General features: G+C 72.3%; 15 protein-coding genes. 12 read left to right on the top strand and 3 right to left on the bottom strand.

The features are described from left to right. Nucleotides 1–72: 72 nt before the first annotated feature. The 4 genes from IEZ08_RS07000 (at nucleotide 73) to IEZ08_RS06985 (ending at nucleotide 4,510) form a co-directional block, all read left to right on the top strand. Nucleotides 73–1,332: a cysteine desulfurase gene (locus IEZ08_RS07000; protein ID WP_084780242.1), complete on the top strand. Its 1,260-nt coding sequence runs from the start codon at nucleotides 73–75 to the stop codon at nucleotides 1,330–1,332. Between the two features lie 39 nt (nucleotides 1,333–1,371). Continuing rightward, nucleotides 1,372–1,809: a Fe-S cluster assembly sulfur transfer protein SufU gene (sufU, locus tag IEZ08_RS06995; RefSeq protein ID WP_068924112.1), complete on the top strand. Its 438-nt coding sequence runs from the start codon at nucleotides 1,372–1,374 to the stop codon at nucleotides 1,807–1,809. Nucleotides 1,810–1,867: 58 nt separating this feature from the next. After that, nucleotides 1,868–2,233: a metal-sulfur cluster assembly factor gene (locus tag IEZ08_RS06990; RefSeq protein ID WP_068924111.1), complete on the top strand. Its 366-nt coding sequence runs from the start codon at nucleotides 1,868–1,870 to the stop codon at nucleotides 2,231–2,233. Between the two features lie 369 nt (nucleotides 2,234–2,602). Then, complete coding sequence (locus IEZ08_RS06985) at nucleotides 2,603–4,510, top strand: DEAD/DEAH box helicase (RefSeq protein ID WP_084781028.1); 1,908 nt, start codon at nucleotides 2,603–2,605, stop codon at nucleotides 4,508–4,510. A gap of 165 nt (nucleotides 4,511–4,675) precedes the next feature. On the opposite strand, the gene IEZ08_RS06980 is transcribed toward IEZ08_RS06985, so the two are convergent. Next, complete coding sequence (locus tag IEZ08_RS06980) at nucleotides 4,676–5,881, bottom strand: hypothetical protein (protein ID WP_068924110.1); 1,206 nt, start codon at nucleotides 5,879–5,881, stop codon at nucleotides 4,676–4,678. Nucleotides 5,882–6,091: 210 nt separating this feature from the next. On the opposite strand from IEZ08_RS06980, the gene IEZ08_RS06975 reads away from it, so the two are divergent. The 3 genes from IEZ08_RS06975 (at nucleotide 6,092) to IEZ08_RS06965 (ending at nucleotide 10,412) form a co-directional block, all read left to right on the top strand. Beyond that, nucleotides 6,092–6,355 carry a phosphoribosyl-ATP diphosphatase gene (locus IEZ08_RS06975; RefSeq protein ID WP_068924109.1) on the top strand — a complete coding sequence of 88 codons (264 nt, stop codon included), beginning with the start codon at nucleotides 6,092–6,094 and terminating at the stop codon, nucleotides 6,353–6,355. 64 nt (nucleotides 6,356–6,419) lie between these two features. Continuing rightward, nucleotides 6,420–7,265, top strand: a complete 846-nt coding sequence (hisG, locus tag IEZ08_RS06970; protein ID WP_068924108.1) for an ATP phosphoribosyltransferase — start codon at nucleotides 6,420–6,422, stop codon at nucleotides 7,263–7,265. A gap of 90 nt (nucleotides 7,266–7,355) precedes the next feature. Beyond that, nucleotides 7,356–10,412 carry a DUF7824 domain-containing protein gene (locus IEZ08_RS06965; RefSeq protein WP_189241861.1) on the top strand — a complete coding sequence of 1,019 codons (3,057 nt, stop codon included), beginning with the start codon at nucleotides 7,356–7,358 and terminating at the stop codon, nucleotides 10,410–10,412. A gap of 98 nt (nucleotides 10,413–10,510) precedes the next feature. On the opposite strand, the gene IEZ08_RS06960 is transcribed toward IEZ08_RS06965, so the two are convergent. Beyond that, a complete protein-coding gene (locus IEZ08_RS06960) occupies nucleotides 10,511–11,353 on the bottom strand; it encodes a siderophore-interacting protein (RefSeq protein ID WP_189241860.1) in 843 nt (280 codons plus the stop codon). A gap of 143 nt (nucleotides 11,354–11,496) precedes the next feature. On the opposite strand from IEZ08_RS06960, the gene IEZ08_RS06955 reads away from it, so the two are divergent. Continuing rightward, nucleotides 11,497–11,667, top strand: a complete 171-nt coding sequence (locus IEZ08_RS06955) for a TetR family transcriptional regulator (protein ID WP_084780239.1) — start codon at nucleotides 11,497–11,499, stop codon at nucleotides 11,665–11,667. Nucleotides 11,668–11,692: 25 nt separating this feature from the next. Here the strand turns inward: IEZ08_RS06955 and IEZ08_RS06950 are convergent, their stop codons facing one another. Beyond that, nucleotides 11,693–12,844 (bottom strand): EAL domain-containing protein, encoded by a 1,152-nt coding sequence (locus IEZ08_RS06950; protein WP_229802960.1) that lies wholly within the window; start codon nucleotides 12,842–12,844, stop codon nucleotides 11,693–11,695. 196 nt (nucleotides 12,845–13,040) lie between these two features. Between IEZ08_RS06950 and IEZ08_RS06945 the strand changes: the two genes are divergently transcribed. From IEZ08_RS06945 to IEZ08_RS06930, 4 genes are all read left to right on the top strand, one after another. Then, entirely contained in the window at nucleotides 13,041–13,697 is a 657-nt protein-coding gene (locus IEZ08_RS06945) for an acVLRF1 family peptidyl-tRNA hydrolase (RefSeq protein ID WP_068924104.1), read from the top strand. A 228-nt stretch (nucleotides 13,698–13,925) separates the two neighbouring features. Continuing rightward, nucleotides 13,926–15,524 (top strand): ABC-F family ATP-binding cassette domain-containing protein, encoded by a 1,599-nt coding sequence (locus tag IEZ08_RS06940; RefSeq protein ID WP_068924103.1) that lies wholly within the window; start codon nucleotides 13,926–13,928, stop codon nucleotides 15,522–15,524. A gap of 113 nt (nucleotides 15,525–15,637) precedes the next feature. Then, entirely contained in the window at nucleotides 15,638–15,853 is a 216-nt protein-coding gene (locus IEZ08_RS06935; protein ID WP_068924102.1) for a helix-turn-helix domain-containing protein, read from the top strand. 125 nt (nucleotides 15,854–15,978) lie between these two features. Further along, nucleotides 15,979–16,788, top strand: a complete 810-nt coding sequence (locus tag IEZ08_RS06930; protein WP_068924101.1) for an enoyl-CoA hydratase/isomerase family protein — start codon at nucleotides 15,979–15,981, stop codon at nucleotides 16,786–16,788. Nucleotides 16,789–16,812: the final 24 nt, after the last annotated feature.

The raw sequence follows: 16,812 nt of genomic DNA, 5'->3' as shown, positions 1-16,812 counted from the left end.
GACGCGGTGAGCGGAGCGGCCGGCCGAGGTACGAGGGCGGCCGCGCAGCGAATGAGGAGCGGTAAGCGACCCATGGATACAGCGTTCGACGTGGAGAGGATCAGGAAGGACTTCCCGGTCCTCTCCCGCGAGCTGCCCGGCGGCAGGCCGCTGGTCTACCTCGACTCGGGCAACTCCTCGCAGAAGCCCGTCCAGGTGATCGAGACCATGCGCGAGCACCTGGCCGTGCACTACGCCAACGTCGGCCGGGCCATGCACGTGCTGGGCGCGGAGTCCACCGAGGCCTACGAGGCGGCGCGGGAGAAGGTCGCGGCCTTCGTGGGCGCGCCGAGCCGTGACGAGATCGTCTTCACCAAGAACGCCTCCGAGGCGCTCAACCTGGTGGCCTACGCCTTCGGCAACCCCATCAACGAGGATCCCCGGTTCACGATGGGGCCCGGCGACGAGATCGTCATCTCCGAGATGGAGCACCACTCCAACATCGTGCCGTGGCAGCTGCTGGCCCGCCGTACCGGCGCCACGCTGAAGTGGTTCTCGGTCACCGACGAGGGCCGGCTGGACCTGTCGAACCTCGACGAGCTGGTCACCGAGCGCACGAAGATCGTTTCGATCGCGCACCAGTCGAACGTGCTCGGCACCGTCAACCCGGTCGCCCGGGTGCTGGAACGGGTCCGCCAGGCAGGCGCGCTGATGATGCTCGACGCCTCGCAGTCGGTCCCGCACAAGCCGGTGGACGTGACCGCGCTGGACGTGGACTTCCTGGCGTTCACCGGGCACAAGGCCGTCGGTCCCTCCGGGATCGGCGTGCTGTGGGCCCGCGCCGAACTGCTGGACGCCATGCCCCCGTTCCTGGGCGGCGGCGAGATGATCGAGGCGGTCTGGATGGACCGCTCGACCTACGCGCCCGCGCCGCACAAGTTCGAGGCGGGCACCCCGCCGATCGTCGAGGCCGTCGGCCTGGGCGCGGCGGTGGACTACCTGTCCTCGGTCGGCATGGACGCCATCGCCGCCCACGAGCGCGAGCTGACCCGCTACGCGCTGGAGGCGCTGGGCGAGGTGCCCGGCCTGAGGGTGGTGGGCCCGACGGACCTGCAGGACCGCGGCGGTACGGTGTCGTTCACCCTGGAGGGGATCCACCCGCACGACGTCGGCCAGATCATGGACGACGAGTTCGGCGTGGCCGTGCGCGTGGGACACCACTGCGCGCGCCCGCTCCACCTGAGGTTCGGGATCCCCGCCACCACGCGGGCCTCCTTCTACCTCTACAACACCCCGGCCGAGATCGACGCCCTGGTCCGCGGCCTCCACCACGTGCGCAAGGTCTTCGCGTAGCGATGACCGAGCGGCCGAGCCACGAGTGAGCGCAAGCCTATGATCGCCGAGTCGATGTACCAGGAGCTGATCCTGGAGCACTACAAGCACCCCCAGGGACGCGGCCTGCGCGACCCCTTCGACGCCGAGGTCCACCACGTGAACCCCACCTGCGGCGACGAGATCACCATGCGGGTGAAGCTGGGGGACGGGGACAAGGTCGAGGACGTCTCCTACGACGGCCAGGGCTGCTCGATCAGCCAGGCCGCGGCCTCCGTCCTGCACGAGCTCGCCACCGGCTCGACCGTGGGGGAGACGCTCGCGGTGGTGGAGGAGTTCACCCGGCTCATGCAGGGCAGGGGTCAGGTGGAACCGGACGAGGACGTGCTCGGCGACGCCGTCGCGTTCGCCGGGGTCGCCAAGTTCCCGGCGCGGGTCAAGTGCGCGCTGCTGGCGTGGATGGCCTACAAGGACGCGCTCGCCAGGAGCGCGTCGTGAACGAGCGAGCTGTGAACACCGGGAGCCGGCCCGCCCGGACACCGGCGAAGGAGGCCAGATGAGCAAGCCCGTGGAGACGCCGACCTCGGCGTACGACGGGGAGACGACCCTTGACGAGGTCATGGAGGCCCTCAAGGACGTCGTGGACCCCGAACTCGGCATCAACGTCGTGGACCTCGGCCTGGTCTACGGGGTCAACCTCGACCCCGCCGAGGCCGGAGCCGCGCCGATCGCGACCATCGACATGACGCTGACCAGCGCGGCCTGCCCGCTGACCGACGTCATCGAGGAGCAGGCGCACTCCGCGCTGGACGGCATGGTCTCCGACGTGAAGATCAACTGGGTCTGGCTCCCGCCGTGGGGCCCGGACAAGATCACTGATGAGGGACGCGACCAGCTCAGGATGCTCGGGTTCAACGTCTGAGACGCCTTTTCCGGTACGGTTCACGACTCGCGAGTTGTGAGCCGTACCGGAATGTGTGAGAGGATGCCCCCTGCCGGGAAGAAAAGCCCGGCTCGGAGCGTTGTCTCCAATCGACGGACAAGCGCCCGCCCCATGACGCGGGCGCCCCGACCGGCCCGGCACTGCGAACGCCGGGAATGCTTGATCGTGGTCTGACTGCGTGCGGGTAGGATTCACCCGCCCCGTGCGGTGCGCCTCGACATGCACCGCACCACCGCCCTTCTCCGTGGGCGTCGATCGAGCGCGGCCCCCTGCCGCGCGCCCAGGCTCGTCCTTTCGCAGAAGTGACGTGCCCCGTACTTCTATCGAAAGGCACGAACCTTCGTGACCATGCTTGACGCTGTCCTGCCCGAGAACGGCGAGTTCGATGAGCTCAGTGAGCTCCACGAGTTCGGCGGCACCGCCGAGACCGCCGAGGACGCGCTCGACTTCGCCGCGCTCGGCCTCCCCAAGCCGCTCGTGGCCGGGCTTTCCCGCCAGGGCATCGACAACCCCTTCCCCATCCAGCGCATCGCGATCCCCGACGTCCTCGCCGGGATCGACGTGCTCGGCCGCGGCCAGACCGGCTCCGGCAAGACGCTGGCCTTCGGCCTGCCCACCATGTCCCGTGTCGCCGGCGTCAAGGCGGCCCCCGGCCGCCCCCGCGCGGTCATCCTGGTCCCGACCCGCGAGCTGGCCATGCAGGTCACCGACGCGCTCGAGCCGCTGGGCCGCGGCCTGTCCCTGCGCATGAAGACCGTCGTCGGCGGCATGTCCATGGGCCGCCAGATCGAGGCGCTGCGCCGCGGCGTCGAGATCGTCGTGGCCACCCCGGGCCGTCTCACCGACCTCATCCAGCAGGGCGAGTGCTCGCTGGAGGACGTCCAGGTGACCGTCCTGGACGAGGCCGACCACATGTGCGACCTCGGCTTCTTCCCGGTCGTGAGCGCCCTGCTCCAGCAGACGCCGGCGGGCAGTCAGCGTCTGCTGTTCTCCGCCACCCTCGACGGTGACGTGGACAAGCTCGTCAAGCGCTTCCTCACCGACCCGGTGACGCACTCCCTGGCCCCGGCCACCTCCCCGGTGGACACCATGGAGCACCACGTCCTGGAGGTGCACCGCGACGACAAGTTCCCGGTGACCGCCGAGATCGCCAACCGCGAGGGCCGGACGATCATCTTCGTCCGGACCCAGCACGGCGTGGACCGCCTGTGCAAGCAGCTCGCCCAGGTCGGCGTCAAGGCCGGCGGCCTGCACGGCGGCAAGCGCCAGAACCAGCGGACCCGCATCCTGGCGGAGTTCAAGGAAGGCGCGATCAACGTCCTGGTCTGCACCGACGTCGCGGCCCGCGGCATCCACGTGGACAACATCAGCCTGGTGCTGCACGTGGACCCGCCGCAGGACCACAAGAGCTACCTGCACCGCGGCGGCCGTACCGCCCGCGCCGGGGAGAAGGGCACCGTCATGACGCTGGTGCTCCCCAACGAGCGCCGCTCCACCGACGCGATGACCCGCCGCGCGGGCATCAAGCCGTTCCGCCTCAAGGCCACCCCGGGCCACCCGCGCCTGGAGGAGGTCGCCGGCGCCCGCACGCCCAGCGGCGAGGCGATCCCGGTCTGGGAGCCCTCGGCCCCGGCCGCCAAGCAGCGCCAGCGTCGTGAGGGCTTCGGCGGCGGAGGCCGCGGCCCGCGCCGCTTCCGGGACCGTCCCGGTCACGGCGAGGGCTACCGCGGCGAGCGCTCCTCCGACGAGAGCCGCGGCGGCGGCCGCCGGGACGGGTTCCGCGGCGAGGAGCGCGGCAACGGCGGCAGCGTGAACGACCTGCGCGGCCAGTACCGGGCCGAGCGTCCGGCCGGTGAGCGCGGTTCCTTCCGCGGTGACCGGCAGGGCGGCTACCGCAGCGGTGAGCGTTCCTTCGGCGACGACCGCGGTGGTCACCGCTCCGAGGGCCGTTCCTCCGGCTCCTGGGGCGAGTCGCGGGGCGGCGAGCGCCAGGGCGGCTACCGGGCCGAGCGTCCGGCGGGTGAGCGCGGTTCCTTCCGCGGTGACCGGCAGGGTGACCGCTACCAGGGCGGTTACCGCGGTGACCGGCAGGGCGGCTACCGCAGCGGTGAGCGTTCCTTCGGCGACGACCGCGGTGGTTACCGCTCCGAGGGCCGTTCCTCCGGTTCCTGGGGCGAGTCGCGGGGCGGCGAGCGCCAGGGCGGCGGCTACCGCAGCGGCGGCAGGTCGCACGGCGGCCCCCGTTACGGCCGCTGATCACCTCTGACGACCCCGAAGGGCCGGTACGGCATCACCGTACCGGCCCTTCGGGTATGCGACCGCGGAAGACGCCGGGCAGGAGGCCGATCCGATCGGCGGACGCTCCGGCGGAGCCCGGCGCGGCCCCGGGGCGTCCCCCCGGGGTCCGTGCCGCGGCGGTCGTCAGGCGGGACGCGCGGAGGCACGGCCGCGCGGGGCGACAGGCCGGCGGCACATCTGCCTGTCTCTCTCCTCTTCGAGCTCGTCGGCCTTTCGCACGCTGTTGAGCACGTTCTGTGCCTGCTGGTCGACGAGCCGGGTGAGCAACTGCTGGGCGTAGCCGAACAGGGCGGCCCAGGCGAGGATCTGGGCCGGGGAGTCGAGCGCGCTCAGACCGGGGACGAACTCCCCGCGCATGAATATCAGACCGAGCAGGGCGGTCAGGGCGCCGGTGGGGAGTTTCAGCAGGGCCAGGGCGACCGGCAGCCCGAACGGCACGTTGCTCCCGCGCAGATTCCGCAGGGAGAGGGCGGCGGCGAGGGCCGCCGCGACGAGCCCGATGAGCTCCACCGTCAGAATGTCCGGCGGATTCGCGGTGTACAGGACCCAGCCGTAGCCGGGAGATCCGGGCACCGGCGTCTGCCCGGTCGGGCACACCACGAGATACCCCTGGGCGACTTGGGGCGTGAAGCACAGCGGGACCGTCTCCCAGCTCAGGAGGCCGCCGATGGCGATGCCGACGACGAGGACGGACATCACCGCGGTGGTGACGACGAGGACGTTGCGGAAGCTCCGTACGCGCATCTGCTCCCGGCCCGCCTCGGAGCTCGCGGCCCGGACGGCCGCGACGATCTGCGTGCGCTCCGCATCGGTGATCGGCGGAACGGCCGGGCCTTCCGGGCAGTCCTGGCGGTCCGGGGGATCCGCGTCGCGGAAGGGCCGGCTCAGCCTCTCGCCCAGTCTCTCGGCCAGGGCGGCGAAGCTCCGCAGCCGCGTGTCGTCGCGGTCCAGGTGACGCTCCGTGTGCGCGAGGAAGTTGGGCAGCTGCCCGTAGAGGTAGTCGTCCGGGGCCCCGCGCAGCAGGTCCGCCTCGGCCGCGTCGCAGTTGCCGCTGACCCGCTCGAAGGCGGCGCCGCTGATCGACCGCCACCGCCACCATCCGCGCTCCTTCTGCGCGGCGTGCTTGGCCGAGGCGAGATGCCTGCGCGCGGCGCCGGTCAGGCAGGCGGGCGCGGGATGGGAGGGAGCGGCTCTCTCCTCCACCCACGTGCACAGGGACTCCAGCTCGTGGATGCGGGTCAGCGCTCCTTCCCGCCAGGCGGAGGCAGTGGTCCCGGCGTGGTGCACGAAGGGGGGCGGGAACGTCTCGTCTTTCCTGTTGTCCGCCATGCCGGTCCCTCCCCGTGCCCCGTACGTCCCGGTCGTCTTCCCGGCCTCCGCCGCCCGCGCCCTCCCTCCATTGTGGAACGCTCCATATCCCCTCCGGCAGTCCCCCCGGGACGGGCTCACCGCCGAGGGTCTCGCACGCTGGACGCGCGCACGCGTACCGCCGGAGCCCGTTAGGCTGGGCTGGCACATCCGACGACGCCGAGAGAGACCATGAAGACCTTCGAAGAGCTGTTCGCCGAGCTGTCCGACAAGGCGCGTACCCGGCCCGCGGGGTCGGGGACCGTGGCCGCGCTGGACGCCGGGGTCCATGCCATCGGAAAGAAGGTCGTGGAGGAGGCCGCCGAGAGCTGGATGGCGGCCGAGCACGAGTCGAACGAGCGGGCCGCGGAGGAGATCTCCCAGCTCCTGTACCACGTCCAGGTCCTCATGATCGCCAAGGGGATCGGGCTGGACGAGGTCTACAAGCATCTGTGAGCCGGTCAGCCCGGCCCTTTGCGCGCACGAGACCCGACCCGTTCACGTAAGGAATCCTCCCGCCATGCTGCGTCTCGCCGTCCCCAACAAGGGAGCCCTCTCCGAGGGCGCCCAGACGATCCTCAAGGAAGCCGGATACCGCCCGCGCCGGGACAGCAAGGAGCTCGTGGTCGTCGACCCCGAGAACTCCTGCGAGCTGTTCTTCCTGCGTCCCAAGGACATCGCCGTCTACGTCGGCGAGGGCACCCTGGACGCCGGGATCACCGGCCGCGACATGCTCCACGACTCCGGCGCCCTGGTCGAGGAGATCCTGCCGCTCGGTTTCGGCCGCTCCACCTTCCGCTTCGCCGCGCCCCCGGACGGCTTCGCCTCCGTCGCCGACCTGAAGGGCAGGCGGATCGCCACCGCCTACGCCGGACTGCTGGAGGGCTACCTGGCCGAGCAGGGCGTCGAGGCGCGGGTGATCAAGCTGGACGGGGCGGTCGAGACCGCGGTCCGGCTGGGCGTGGCCGACGCGGTCGCCGACGTCGTGGAGACCGGGACCACCCTGCGCAACATGGGCCTGGAGGTGTTCGGCGAGCCGATCGCGCACTCCGAGGCCGTGCTGATCAAGCGGGTGGACACCGAGGAGGACCAGGGCGTCAGGCAGCTCGTCCGCCGCCTGCAGGGCGTGCTGGTCGCCCGCGACTACGTGATGATGGACTACGACATCCGGGCCGAGCGGATCGAGGAGGCCATCGCGCTCACCCCGGGCATGGAGGGCCCCACGGTCTCCCCGCTGCACCGGGAGGGCTGGGTCGCGGTCCGGGCCATGGTTCCGCGCAAGGGCCACCAGCAGGTCATGGACCAGCTCTGGGAGATCGGCGCCAAGGCCATCCTGGTCACCGCCATCTACGCCTGCCGCCTCTGACGCCGTTGCGGGGAACCCGCCGGGCGGGGGAGGCGGGGTCCGCCGTTCCCCGGGCGGGTTCTGTCAGAGGTGATCTCTAACGTGTGCCGCATGACGACTGCGGTGCACGAAACCGATCACGGCGGGGGCGGCCGCTTGAGCGCCTGGGAGAGCGTACGGGAGGCCATCGGCACAGGTGACGCCTCCCGGGTGGCGGCCGAGGTGCTCCGGCTCGACGAGGCGGGGCGCAAGGAGGTGGCCCGCGAGCTGCCCGGCCACATCGCCGCCGCCAGGGACGCCGCCCACGAGCGCCACGCCCGCCGCCAGGCCGCGGCCGAGGCTGCCGAGGAACAGGCCAGGCAGGAGTACGTCCGGGCCGAGACCGCCCGGGGCCGCTCCATCGACGAGGCGCATGAGTCGTGGTGGACCTGGGGCCGCTTCCAGCACGCACCCGGACACGGGGTCGACTGGGCCGAGCGGGACGACTGGATCGAGTCCATGCGGGTCGCCGGGGCGGGCACGCTCAGTACGGCGGCGGCCGTCGCCACCTGGCTCTACCGGCGCGACTTCACCCGCTGGCGGTGGAACGGCGACACCGGCCCGCTGCTGCGGGCGATCGCCTCCCGCCCTCCGGAGTGGCAGGCCGACCTGGCCGTCCGTCTTGCCCTGCGGCTGCGCGTCACCCGGGGGCGGGCCAGGGACGACGGCGCGCCGCTGGCGCTGGAGATGCTGCGTCGTACCGGAGCCGTCCCGCCCGACCACGACCCGCTCGTGGTCGCCTGGGTGTCCACGCCGCCCGACCTGGAGGACGACCCGCTGACCGGGCATCTGCTCCCGCGGATCTTCGAGGCCCAGGGCGTGGGCCGGGCGCTGCGCGAGGACCGGGTCGAGCCGCCCGAGTGGGCCCGGGAGCGGCACTCCTGGCTGCGCTCGCTGCGCGATCTGGCCGACGCGGGCCGCGTCGACCGCGACCAGCTGGTCGACGGCTGCGTCCGGCGCTTCCTGCTCGGCGGGGACGCCGCCGACCTGCGCTTCTTCGTGCGCCTGCACGACCTGCTCGCCCCCGCCCCGAGCCGGGAACGCGCCCGCGACCACCTGCGGCTGCTGTCCGCCGCGCCGGGACCGGTGGCCGAGCTGGCGCTGCGGGAGCTGCGCCGCGCCGGTGCCCTGGGCGGGGGGACCGGCGGGCTGAGCGGCGAGGAGATCGCCGAGGCGGTGGAGGCGCTGCTGTTCCGCGCCGAGGGCAAGCTGGTCCGCGCCGGCCTGACCCTGCTCGACCAGGCGGCCCGCGACGCCGGCGGCGGCCTCGACCACCTGGCGCCCGCGCTGGCCTCGGCGTTCCTGAGCGAGTCGTACGAGGTCCGGGAGCGCGCGGTACGGCTGGCCGTCCGGCACGCCGGGCGTTTCTCCCCGGTCGGCGCCGAGGCCGTGCGCGAGGCGGCGAGCACCCTGCCCCCGGACCTGGCGGCACGGCTGTCCGCGGCGTACGGCGAGGTGGACTCCGCACCGGCGGAGGAGACCGACGACTTCCGGCCGGTTCCGCTCCCGTCGTTCGAGGCGCCCGCCCGCGAGCCGTTCCCCCCGGCACTCGGTGACCTGACCGGAACGTACACCCGGGTCCACGACGGCATCGAGTTCGAGCGCTGGCTCGACGGCTTCGTGCGCTCACCGGAGGCGAGGACGGCCGGGGAGCCGCTGCCGGGGCAGACCACGCTCTACGGCCACCGCCACTGGACCCGGCCCGAGCAGTGGGCTGAGGCGCTGCTGCGGGAGGCCGCCGCCCCCGGCGCCGAGCCGCCCGTCCCCGCGCCCGAGCGCGCCCCCGCCTACGCCCATCACGTTCTCCGCGTGCGCATCGCCGAGGGCGGTGTGGAGACCGACGTGGAGACCGATTTCGGCCGGCTGCCCGTCGAGACGCGCGAGAACATCGCCGCCGCTCTCGCAGAGCAGGGCATCCCCCTGGGCAACCTCGGGCATTTCGAAGAGGGGCCCCCGATCGAAGGGGAGATCCTCGGCATCTCCATGATGTCGTCGGGGAACTGGAGGCGCCCGGAGGAGGAGCCGGAGGAACCGCGTGACCGGCTGCCCGGCCCGGACTCCGTCTCGCCGCCCCACCAGGCCATGCTGCTGCGCTGCGCCGAGGTCCACGCCGCGCTGAAGGCCGGGGCGCTCCCGCCGTACCTGCTGGCCACGCCGACCCTGACCTCAGGCCACATCGACCCCGCCGAGCTGGTCGCCCGCCTGGAGGGCTACGAGCGGGCGGGCGCGACGGCCCTCCCCGCCGATCTGCGGCAGGCGCTGCTGCGCCTGCCGCGCGAGGTCGATCCGGACGTCGCGGAGCGCGCGGGGAGGCTGGTCTCCGAGGCGGGCGTCATGCTGGCGCGATGGCTGGAGGAACGGCCCGAGCCGGTGACGCGCGTGGACTGGTCCCACGGTGACGTCGAATACACCCACGACCGGCAGCCGGGCGAGCACCATCCCCGGCTGCACCCCCGCATCCGGCTGGAACCCGCCGGGCAGCCCCTGCTCGGCGTGCTCCTGGCCGACCCGCCCCCCTACCGGCCCGACGACTACGGCGCCCATATGGACTCCTGGCGGCTGCTGCTGCCCTCCGACCGGGAGGCGGTGGCCATGCACCTGCTGCCGCACCTGCTCGACGGCTGGAACCGGCCCGGTTACTTCCACCGGTACGTCGCCGGGCTGTTCCACCAGGACGGACCGGCGGGTGAGGGGCTGGCGCTGCTGGTCGCCTACCTGCTGGCCGATCGTGGCTGGTACCAGTCGGCCGAGCGCGGCCAGGAGCTGTTCCTGCGGGCGGTCGCCGCCGGGTGCCTGCCCGCCGCGGAGTGCGGCCGCCAGCTCGGCCTGGTGCTGCGCAGGACGTGGGCCAAGCTGAACGACGCGCTGTCGTCGCTGGAGGAGTGCGCGAGGAAGGGGGCGCACCGGGAGGTCTGGGAGATCATGACCGGTCTGCTCCCCGTCTACCTGCCGGGGCCGGGGGAGCGGGCGCATTCCGCCCACAGCCGGGCGCTCGCCTTCGCCGCCGAGGCCGCCCGCCGGGCGGGCGCGCGCGGCCCGATCCCGGAGGTCGGGCAGATCGCCGCGCGCAGGGCGACGAGCGGCTACGTCCGCGCGGCCCGCGCGCTGCACGGGCAACTCGGCGGGTGACCGCCGCGGCGCGCCGTATGGACGATCTGACCGGTGACCGCCGCGGCGTCCCGGCAGCCCCGTGCGGGGGCACACCCGGCCCGCACGGCCAGGCCGGTTCAGGAGGAGAGGGCGGCGGCCTCCTCCTCCTCGATCTGCTGGTTCCACTCGCGCTTGGTGGACTGCCAGCCGTCCTCGTCGCGACCCAGGCGCCAGTAGCCGGAGATGGACAGCTGCGAGAGGGGGATGCCGCGCTCGGTGCGCAGATGACGGCGGAGGGCCCTGACGAAGTTCGCCTCGCCGTGGACGAACGCGTGCAGGGTCCCCTCGGGGAAGCCGAGCTCGCGGACGGCGGTGACCAGGGCCTGGCCGATCGGCGCGTCGCCGCGGTGCAGCCAGACGAGCTTCACGTCGCCGGAGGAGTTCAGTGGCAGCTCCTCCTCGGGGCCGGCGACCTCGACGAACACGTGGGCCGGGGCGCCGGCGGGCAGGCGCTCCAGGGAGGCGGCGATGGCGGGCAGCGCGCTCTCGTCACCGGCCATGAGGTGCCAGTCGGCATCGGGGGAGGGGGCGTAGGCGCCGCCGGGGCCGAAGAAGTGGATCTCCTCGCCCGGCTGGACCCGGGCGGCCCACGGGCCGGCGAGGCCGCTGTCGCCGTGGTGGACGAAGTCGAGCGTCAGCTCGGCGGCCTCGGAGTCCCACGCGCGGACGGTGTAGGTGCGGGTGGTGGGCCACTGCTCGCGCGGCAGGTCGCGCTGGATCGCCTCCAGGTCGAACGGCCGAGGGTAGGTCACCCCCGCCGGGGGGAACAGCAGCTTCACGTAGTGGTCGGTGAACTCGCCGGCGGAGAAGTCGCGCAGCCCTTCACCGCCGAGCACCACCCGGATCATGTGCGGGGTGAGCCTCTCCGTGCGGAGCACCTCGCCCCGGGTCACCTTCCGCGGGCGCCTGCCCTCTGCCATACGCCACTCCCGTGAGATCAACTTAGGTATGCCTAATATTAGGCATACCTAAGTTGTAGCATACGGCTTCAACCGGCGGGAGCCGTTGACCGGCGCGCCGTGGGCGATGTGGCGCCGTGCGTCCGGGCGCTACCGTGCGTCAGGTGGGACGACCAGCGAAGTTCGGCAACGACCAGATCCTCGACGCCGCGGCCGAGCTCGCCGCGGAGGGCGGGCAGGCGGCGGTGACGGTCGCGGCCATCGCGGCCCGGCTGGGGGCGCCCAGCGGGTCGATCTGCCATCGTGCGGCGCCATCCTTGAAATCTACATTGTAAAGGCGTCGGCGTCTTCGCCCGGCCCTCAGCCCCGCATCGCGGCCACCTGGCGGATCAGGTCGGAGATGCGGACGATGCCCATGCAGCGGCCGACCTCGTCGGTGACCACCAGGTCGTCGTAGACGCGCTCGCTGTCGCGTCCGGCGACCTGCATGGCGGCGATGGCGGGCGTGGTCCTGGGGACCGCCCGGACGCTGTCCGCCAGACGGATCGCGGGCTTCTTGCCGTGCAGCGCGTGGCCGAAACGGCTGGCGATGGAGAGCAGGAAGCGGCTGCGGTCCAGGCTGCCCTTCGGACGCTGGTACTCGTCCACCAGGATCACGCTGGTGATGGACGGCTCGCTACTGAAGATCTCCACGATCTCCTCGGAGGTGGCCTCCTCGGGGAGCGTCACGGCGGGCAGCAGGAACTCCTGGACGCGCGGGCCCAGCAGGATCTGGGCGGGTTCCGGCGCGGCGACCGGGAGCGGCACGTGGATTCGCCCGGACGGGCCGGGGATCAGCAGCGACCCCTGCGCCAGCCGTACCCCCCAGCTCCGGACGGCCGCCAGCTGGGCCTCCGTCGACACGCCGGGGGCGAGCACGTGGGCGCCCACGTTCCTGGCGAGGGCGGCCAGGGACTCGGCCAGCGCCGCGCGGCGCTGGTCGCGCGGGGTCCGGGCGATGAGATCGGGGGAGAGCACCGCCAGGTACGGCGAGACATCGGTGAGCAGGTCCAGCGGGACGTGCGCGGTGCCCAGCTCTCCCACCGCGATCAGGTAGCCGACGGCGCGCAGTCCCTCCGCCCCCACGACCAGGGCGCGGCGGTCGTACTCGGAGAAGCCGCCCTTGAGCATGAGGATGACCTCGCGGGGGCGCCTCCCGGACACGCGCAGGGCCTCGTGGAGCGGTGCCAGCGCGGCGGAGCCGCTGACGACCGCGGCCGTGGGCAGGGTGAGGACCAGCGGGAGGGGGAGCAGGGCCTCATTGCGGGAGATGTCGAGGACGAGCCTGGCGAGGGCGACGACGTCTCCGTGGCCTGAGCCGCCGTCCCCCAGGTCGCCGCCGATCGCCTGGAGCGCGATGACGCCCCCGGTGTCGAGGTCGACGATCGGAGCGATACCCGCTGCGGAGACCGGAGGGGCCGCTGCGGTGGCCGCTGCGGTCGCCGGCGAGAGGAGCTGCGCATTAGTCGACACGGAGAAAGGATGAAACACTCTCTTCCATCACATAAGTACCGTTCATCGTTGTTCATCGACTCTTCTTCCCTCGTTCGACGGGGAAGGCGGGAACGTTCCCGGAGGCGCCCGCGGGGGCGGCCCGGAGCAGGGTTCTCGCGGCGGCGTGCGGACCGGGCCTGCGGAGACGGGCCCGGGAACGGGTAGGGTCCGGGGCATGACGTCACGACCGGCCGCGGGGGGAGGGCGCTGGGTCTCGGTGGGGCCGGAGCGGCTCGGCCGCTGGATCGACGGGTTCGCCGGGCGGCACGGCCCGATCGAGGTGACCGCCGCCGACGAGGTCGTGCGGATCGAGGGCGCGGACGGGGCGGTGGCCGAGTGCGTGGTGCCCTTCCCGCCGCTGACGGCGCAGGGCGGGGGACCGCTGGCCCGGCTGACCACCCACGCGCGCAGGGAGCGCCGGGTCGGCGTGCTGCTGGTCCGCCTCGGCGGGTACGCGGCCGGGGTGTTCCAGGGGGAGACGCTCGTCGCCTCCAAGGTCGGGTCGCGGCTGGTGCACGGCCGCAGCGCGGCGGGCGGCTGGTCGCAGCAGCGCTTCGCCCGGCGCAGGGAGAAGCAGGCGAGCCAGGCGCACGACGCGGCGGCAGAGGTGGCGCTGCGCGTCCTCGGGCCGCACGTGGCCGGACTGGAGGCGGTGATCCTGGGCGGCGACCGGCGCGCGGTGGACGCGCTGCGGCCCGATCGCAGGCTGGCCCCGATCTTCGCGCTGGAGGCCGACCCCTTCCTGACCGTCCCCGACCCCCGGCTCGCGGTGCTCACCGGCACGCCCGCGCAGTTCCGCGCGGTGCGGATCAGGGTCGTGGATCCGGGCTGAGCGGGGGAGCCGGCCCGGACCGGCCGGGAAGGTCCTCGTCATCGTGGGAAGGGCAGGCGTGCGCGCGCCGTACACTGATCGTGTGCGCACTCCCGGCTGAAAGCCTGATGCGCCGCCCGCGACGAGGCGGGACGGCCGAGCCGAGAGCCGGGAGACACAGGGCGCGGCGGGTTCGGCCACGCGACCCAGTGAGCCTGTGTATCCCCACCCCGGGAGTGTTCTCCAGCCATGATCATTGCTTCTGACATCGAACTGCGCGCCGGGGCGCGCCTGCTCATCGAGGGCGCCTCGTTCCGGGTGAACCCCGGCGACAAGATCGGTCTCGTCGGGCGCAACGGCGCGGGCAAGACCACGCTGACCAAGGTGCTGGCGGGCGAGGGCATCCCGGCCGCGGGCACGGTCACCATCACGGGCTCGGTGGGCTACCTGCCGCAGGACCCGCGCACCGGCGACCTGCAGGTGATCGCCCGCGACCGCATCCTGTCCGCGCGCGGGCTGGACGAGGTCCTGCGCGAGCTGCGCGAGGCCGAGCTGGGCATGTCCTCGGCGGACCAGCGCACCAGGGACCGCGCGGTGCGCGCCTACGGGCGGCTGGAGGACCGTCTGCACGTCCTGGGCGGATACGCCGCCGAGTCGGAGGCCGCGTCGATCGCCTCCAGCCTCGGGCTGCCGGACCGGGTGCTGACGCAGCCGCTGGAGACCCTCTCCGGAGGCCAGCGGCGGCGTGTCGAGCTCGCCCGGATCCTGTTCAGCGGGGCCGAGACTCTCCTGCTCGACGAGCCCACAAACCACCTCGACGCGGACTCGATCAGCTGGCTCCGTGATTTTTTACGATCACATCAAGGTGGCTTGATCATTATCAGTCACGATGTCGGCCTCCTTGAAGCGACGGTAAACAGGGTCCTGCACCTGGACGCCAACCGCGCCGTGATCGACACCTACAACGTCGGCTGGAAGGCCTACCTGGCCCAGCGGGAGACCGACGAGAAGCGCCGCAAGCGCGAGCGCGCCAACGCCGAGAAGCAGGCCTCGGCGCTGCTGTCGCAGGCGGACAAGATGCGGGCCAAGGCCACCAAGGCCAAGGCCGCGCAGGACATGCAGCGCCGTGCCGAGCGCCTGCTGTCCGGCCTGGAGGTGGAGCGGCGCGGCGACAAGGTCGCCAAGCTCCGCTTCCCGCAGCCCGCCCCGTGCGGGCGCACCCCGATCACGGCGACCGAGCTGTCGAAGTCGTACGGTTCGCTGGAGGTCTTCACCGACGTCAACGCCGCGGTGGACCGGGGGACGAGGGTCGTCATCCTGGGCCTGAACGGCGCGGGCAAGACCACCCTGCTGCGCATCCTGGCCGGCATCGAGAAGCCCGACACCGGCGAGGTGAGGCCGGGTCACGGCCTCAAGCTGGGCTACTATGCCCAGGAGCACGAGACGATCGACCCGGAGCGCACCGTGCTGGAGAACATGCGCTCGGCCGGGGGCGAGCTCCCCGACGTCGAGCTGCGCAAGGTGCTGGGGTCGTTCCTGTTCACCGGCGACGACGTGGACAAGCCTGCGGGCGTGCTCTCCGGCGGGGAGAAGACGCGTCTGGCCCTGGCCACGCTGGTGCTCTCGGCGGCCAACGTGCTGCTCCTCGACGAGCCGACGAACAACCTCGATCCGGCCAGCCGGGAGCAGGTGCTTTCCGCACTGAGATCCTATTCTGGGGCGATTGTTCTTGTTACGCACGATGAGGGTGCTGTGGACGCCCTGCAGCCCGATAGGGTGATCTTGCTACCGGACGGAGTCGAAGACGCGTGGAGCGACGAATTTTCCGATCTTGTGGCACTTGCCTGATCTTAATTTGAGCGGGTACGGATCTTTTCCCTAGGAGTAGGTAGCCGATCCCGCAGAAATGACTGATCATGGCGGAGTAACGCTGCGGAAGTCTGGCACTACAGGAGGTACTCGTGGCCGAGACTCTGAAGAAGGGCACCCGGGTGACCGGGGCCGACCGTGAAAAACTGGCCGCCGATCTCAAGAAGCGCTACAGCTCGGGTGAGAGCATCCGCGCTCTGGCCGCTTCGACCGGCCGGTCATACGGGTTCATCCACCGCATCCTGAGCGAGTCCGGCGTGACTCTGCGCGGGCGCGGCGGCGCTACCCGAGGCAAGTCCAAGCGCTGACCCCGCCTCGGAACGTGCGACCGCAGCCGCTCGTCCAGTCAGCTGCCCGTCCGGGTCTGTAGAACCTCATTCTGGAGAGTCGATAGGCTCGGGCGGGACGGACGGCTCACATGGAAGGACGGGCGATGGCGGAAGCAGCACCTGGGGGGAGTGCGGAGCAGGCCTCCTACGCGGAGGCCGGTCTGCGCTACGAGGTGGACGGTGAGATCGCGACGATCACGCTGGACCGGCCGGAGAAGCGGAACGCACAGACGTTCGCCACCTGGTCGGCGCTGGCTCGAATCGGTGAGAACCTGCCGCAGCAGGTGAGAATCGTCGTGGTCCGTGGTGAGGGGCCGTCCTTCTCGGCAGGCATCGACCTGCGGATGTTCACCCCCGAAGGGGTGCCCGGTCAGGGTTCCTTCGCGAGCACCGCGACCCTCGACGCCACGACGTTCGAGGGGCGGATCGCACAGGCGCAGCAGGGGTTCCTGTGGTTGCGGCGGCCGGACATCGTCTCGATCGCGGCCGTGCAGGGACACGCCGTGGGCGCCGGCTTCCAGCTGGCGCTCGCCTGCGACCTGCGCATCCTGGCGGACGACGCCAGGCTGTGCATGAAGGAACCCGCGCTCGGACTGGTTCCCGACCTGACCGGGACCAAGCCGCTGGTCGATCTCGTCGGCGTGTCCCGCGCCGTCGAGATCTGCCTGACGGCGCGGTTCGTGGGGGCGGAGGAGGCGGCCAGGATCGGCCTTGCCGAGCTGGTCGTCGCCCCCGGCGAGCTGACGCGGGCCGTACAGGACCTGTCGGCCGCGTTGCTGGCGACGAACCGGGACGCCGCGGCGGCGACCAAGCGGCTGCTCCAGGGCGCCCCGGGGCGCACACTGGAGGAACAGTGCGCGGCCGAGCGCCAGGAACAGATGGCCCGGATCCGGGCGCTGTTCGCCCGGAGCTGACGGGGGAATCGCGTAGCCTCTCCC

Origin of the sequence: Planobispora rosea (assembly GCF_014648175.1) — a bacterium.
Lineage (GTDB): Bacteria > Actinomycetota > Actinomycetes > Streptosporangiales > Streptosporangiaceae > Planobispora > Planobispora rosea.
Note: the sequence above shows the minus strand (reverse complement) of the source record. Positions and strands in the feature narration are given on the sequence as shown.

Excerpts from the sequence above, each read along its gene's own strand:
- IEZ08_RS06940 (WP_068924103.1), top strand. The coding sequence starts at position 13,926 with ATGATCATTGCTTCTGACATCGAACTGCGCGCCGGGGCGCGCCTGCTC.
- IEZ08_RS06945 (WP_068924104.1), top strand. The coding sequence starts at position 13,041 with ATGACGTCACGACCGGCCGCGGGGGGAGGGCGCTGGGTCTCGGTGGGG.
- hisG (WP_068924108.1), top strand. The coding sequence starts at position 6,420 with ATGCTGCGTCTCGCCGTCCCCAACAAGGGAGCCCTCTCCGAGGGCGCC.
- IEZ08_RS06965 (WP_189241861.1), top strand. The coding sequence starts at position 7,356 with ATGACGACTGCGGTGCACGAAACCGATCACGGCGGGGGCGGCCGCTTG.
- IEZ08_RS06985 (WP_084781028.1), top strand. The coding sequence starts at position 2,603 with ATGCTTGACGCTGTCCTGCCCGAGAACGGCGAGTTCGATGAGCTCAGT.
- IEZ08_RS06990 (WP_068924111.1), top strand. The coding sequence starts at position 1,868 with ATGAGCAAGCCCGTGGAGACGCCGACCTCGGCGTACGACGGGGAGACG.
- IEZ08_RS07000 (WP_084780242.1), top strand. The coding sequence starts at position 73 with ATGGATACAGCGTTCGACGTGGAGAGGATCAGGAAGGACTTCCCGGTC.
- IEZ08_RS06960 (WP_189241860.1), bottom strand. The coding sequence starts at position 11,353 with ATGGCAGAGGGCAGGCGCCCGCGGAAGGTGACCCGGGGCGAGGTGCTC.
- sufU (WP_068924112.1), top strand. The coding sequence starts at position 1,372 with ATGATCGCCGAGTCGATGTACCAGGAGCTGATCCTGGAGCACTACAAG.
- IEZ08_RS06975 (WP_068924109.1), top strand. The coding sequence starts at position 6,092 with ATGAAGACCTTCGAAGAGCTGTTCGCCGAGCTGTCCGACAAGGCGCGT.
- IEZ08_RS06980 (WP_068924110.1), bottom strand. The coding sequence starts at position 5,881 with ATGGCGGACAACAGGAAAGACGAGACGTTCCCGCCCCCCTTCGTGCAC.
- IEZ08_RS06930 (WP_068924101.1), top strand. The coding sequence starts at position 15,979 with ATGGCGGAAGCAGCACCTGGGGGGAGTGCGGAGCAGGCCTCCTACGCG.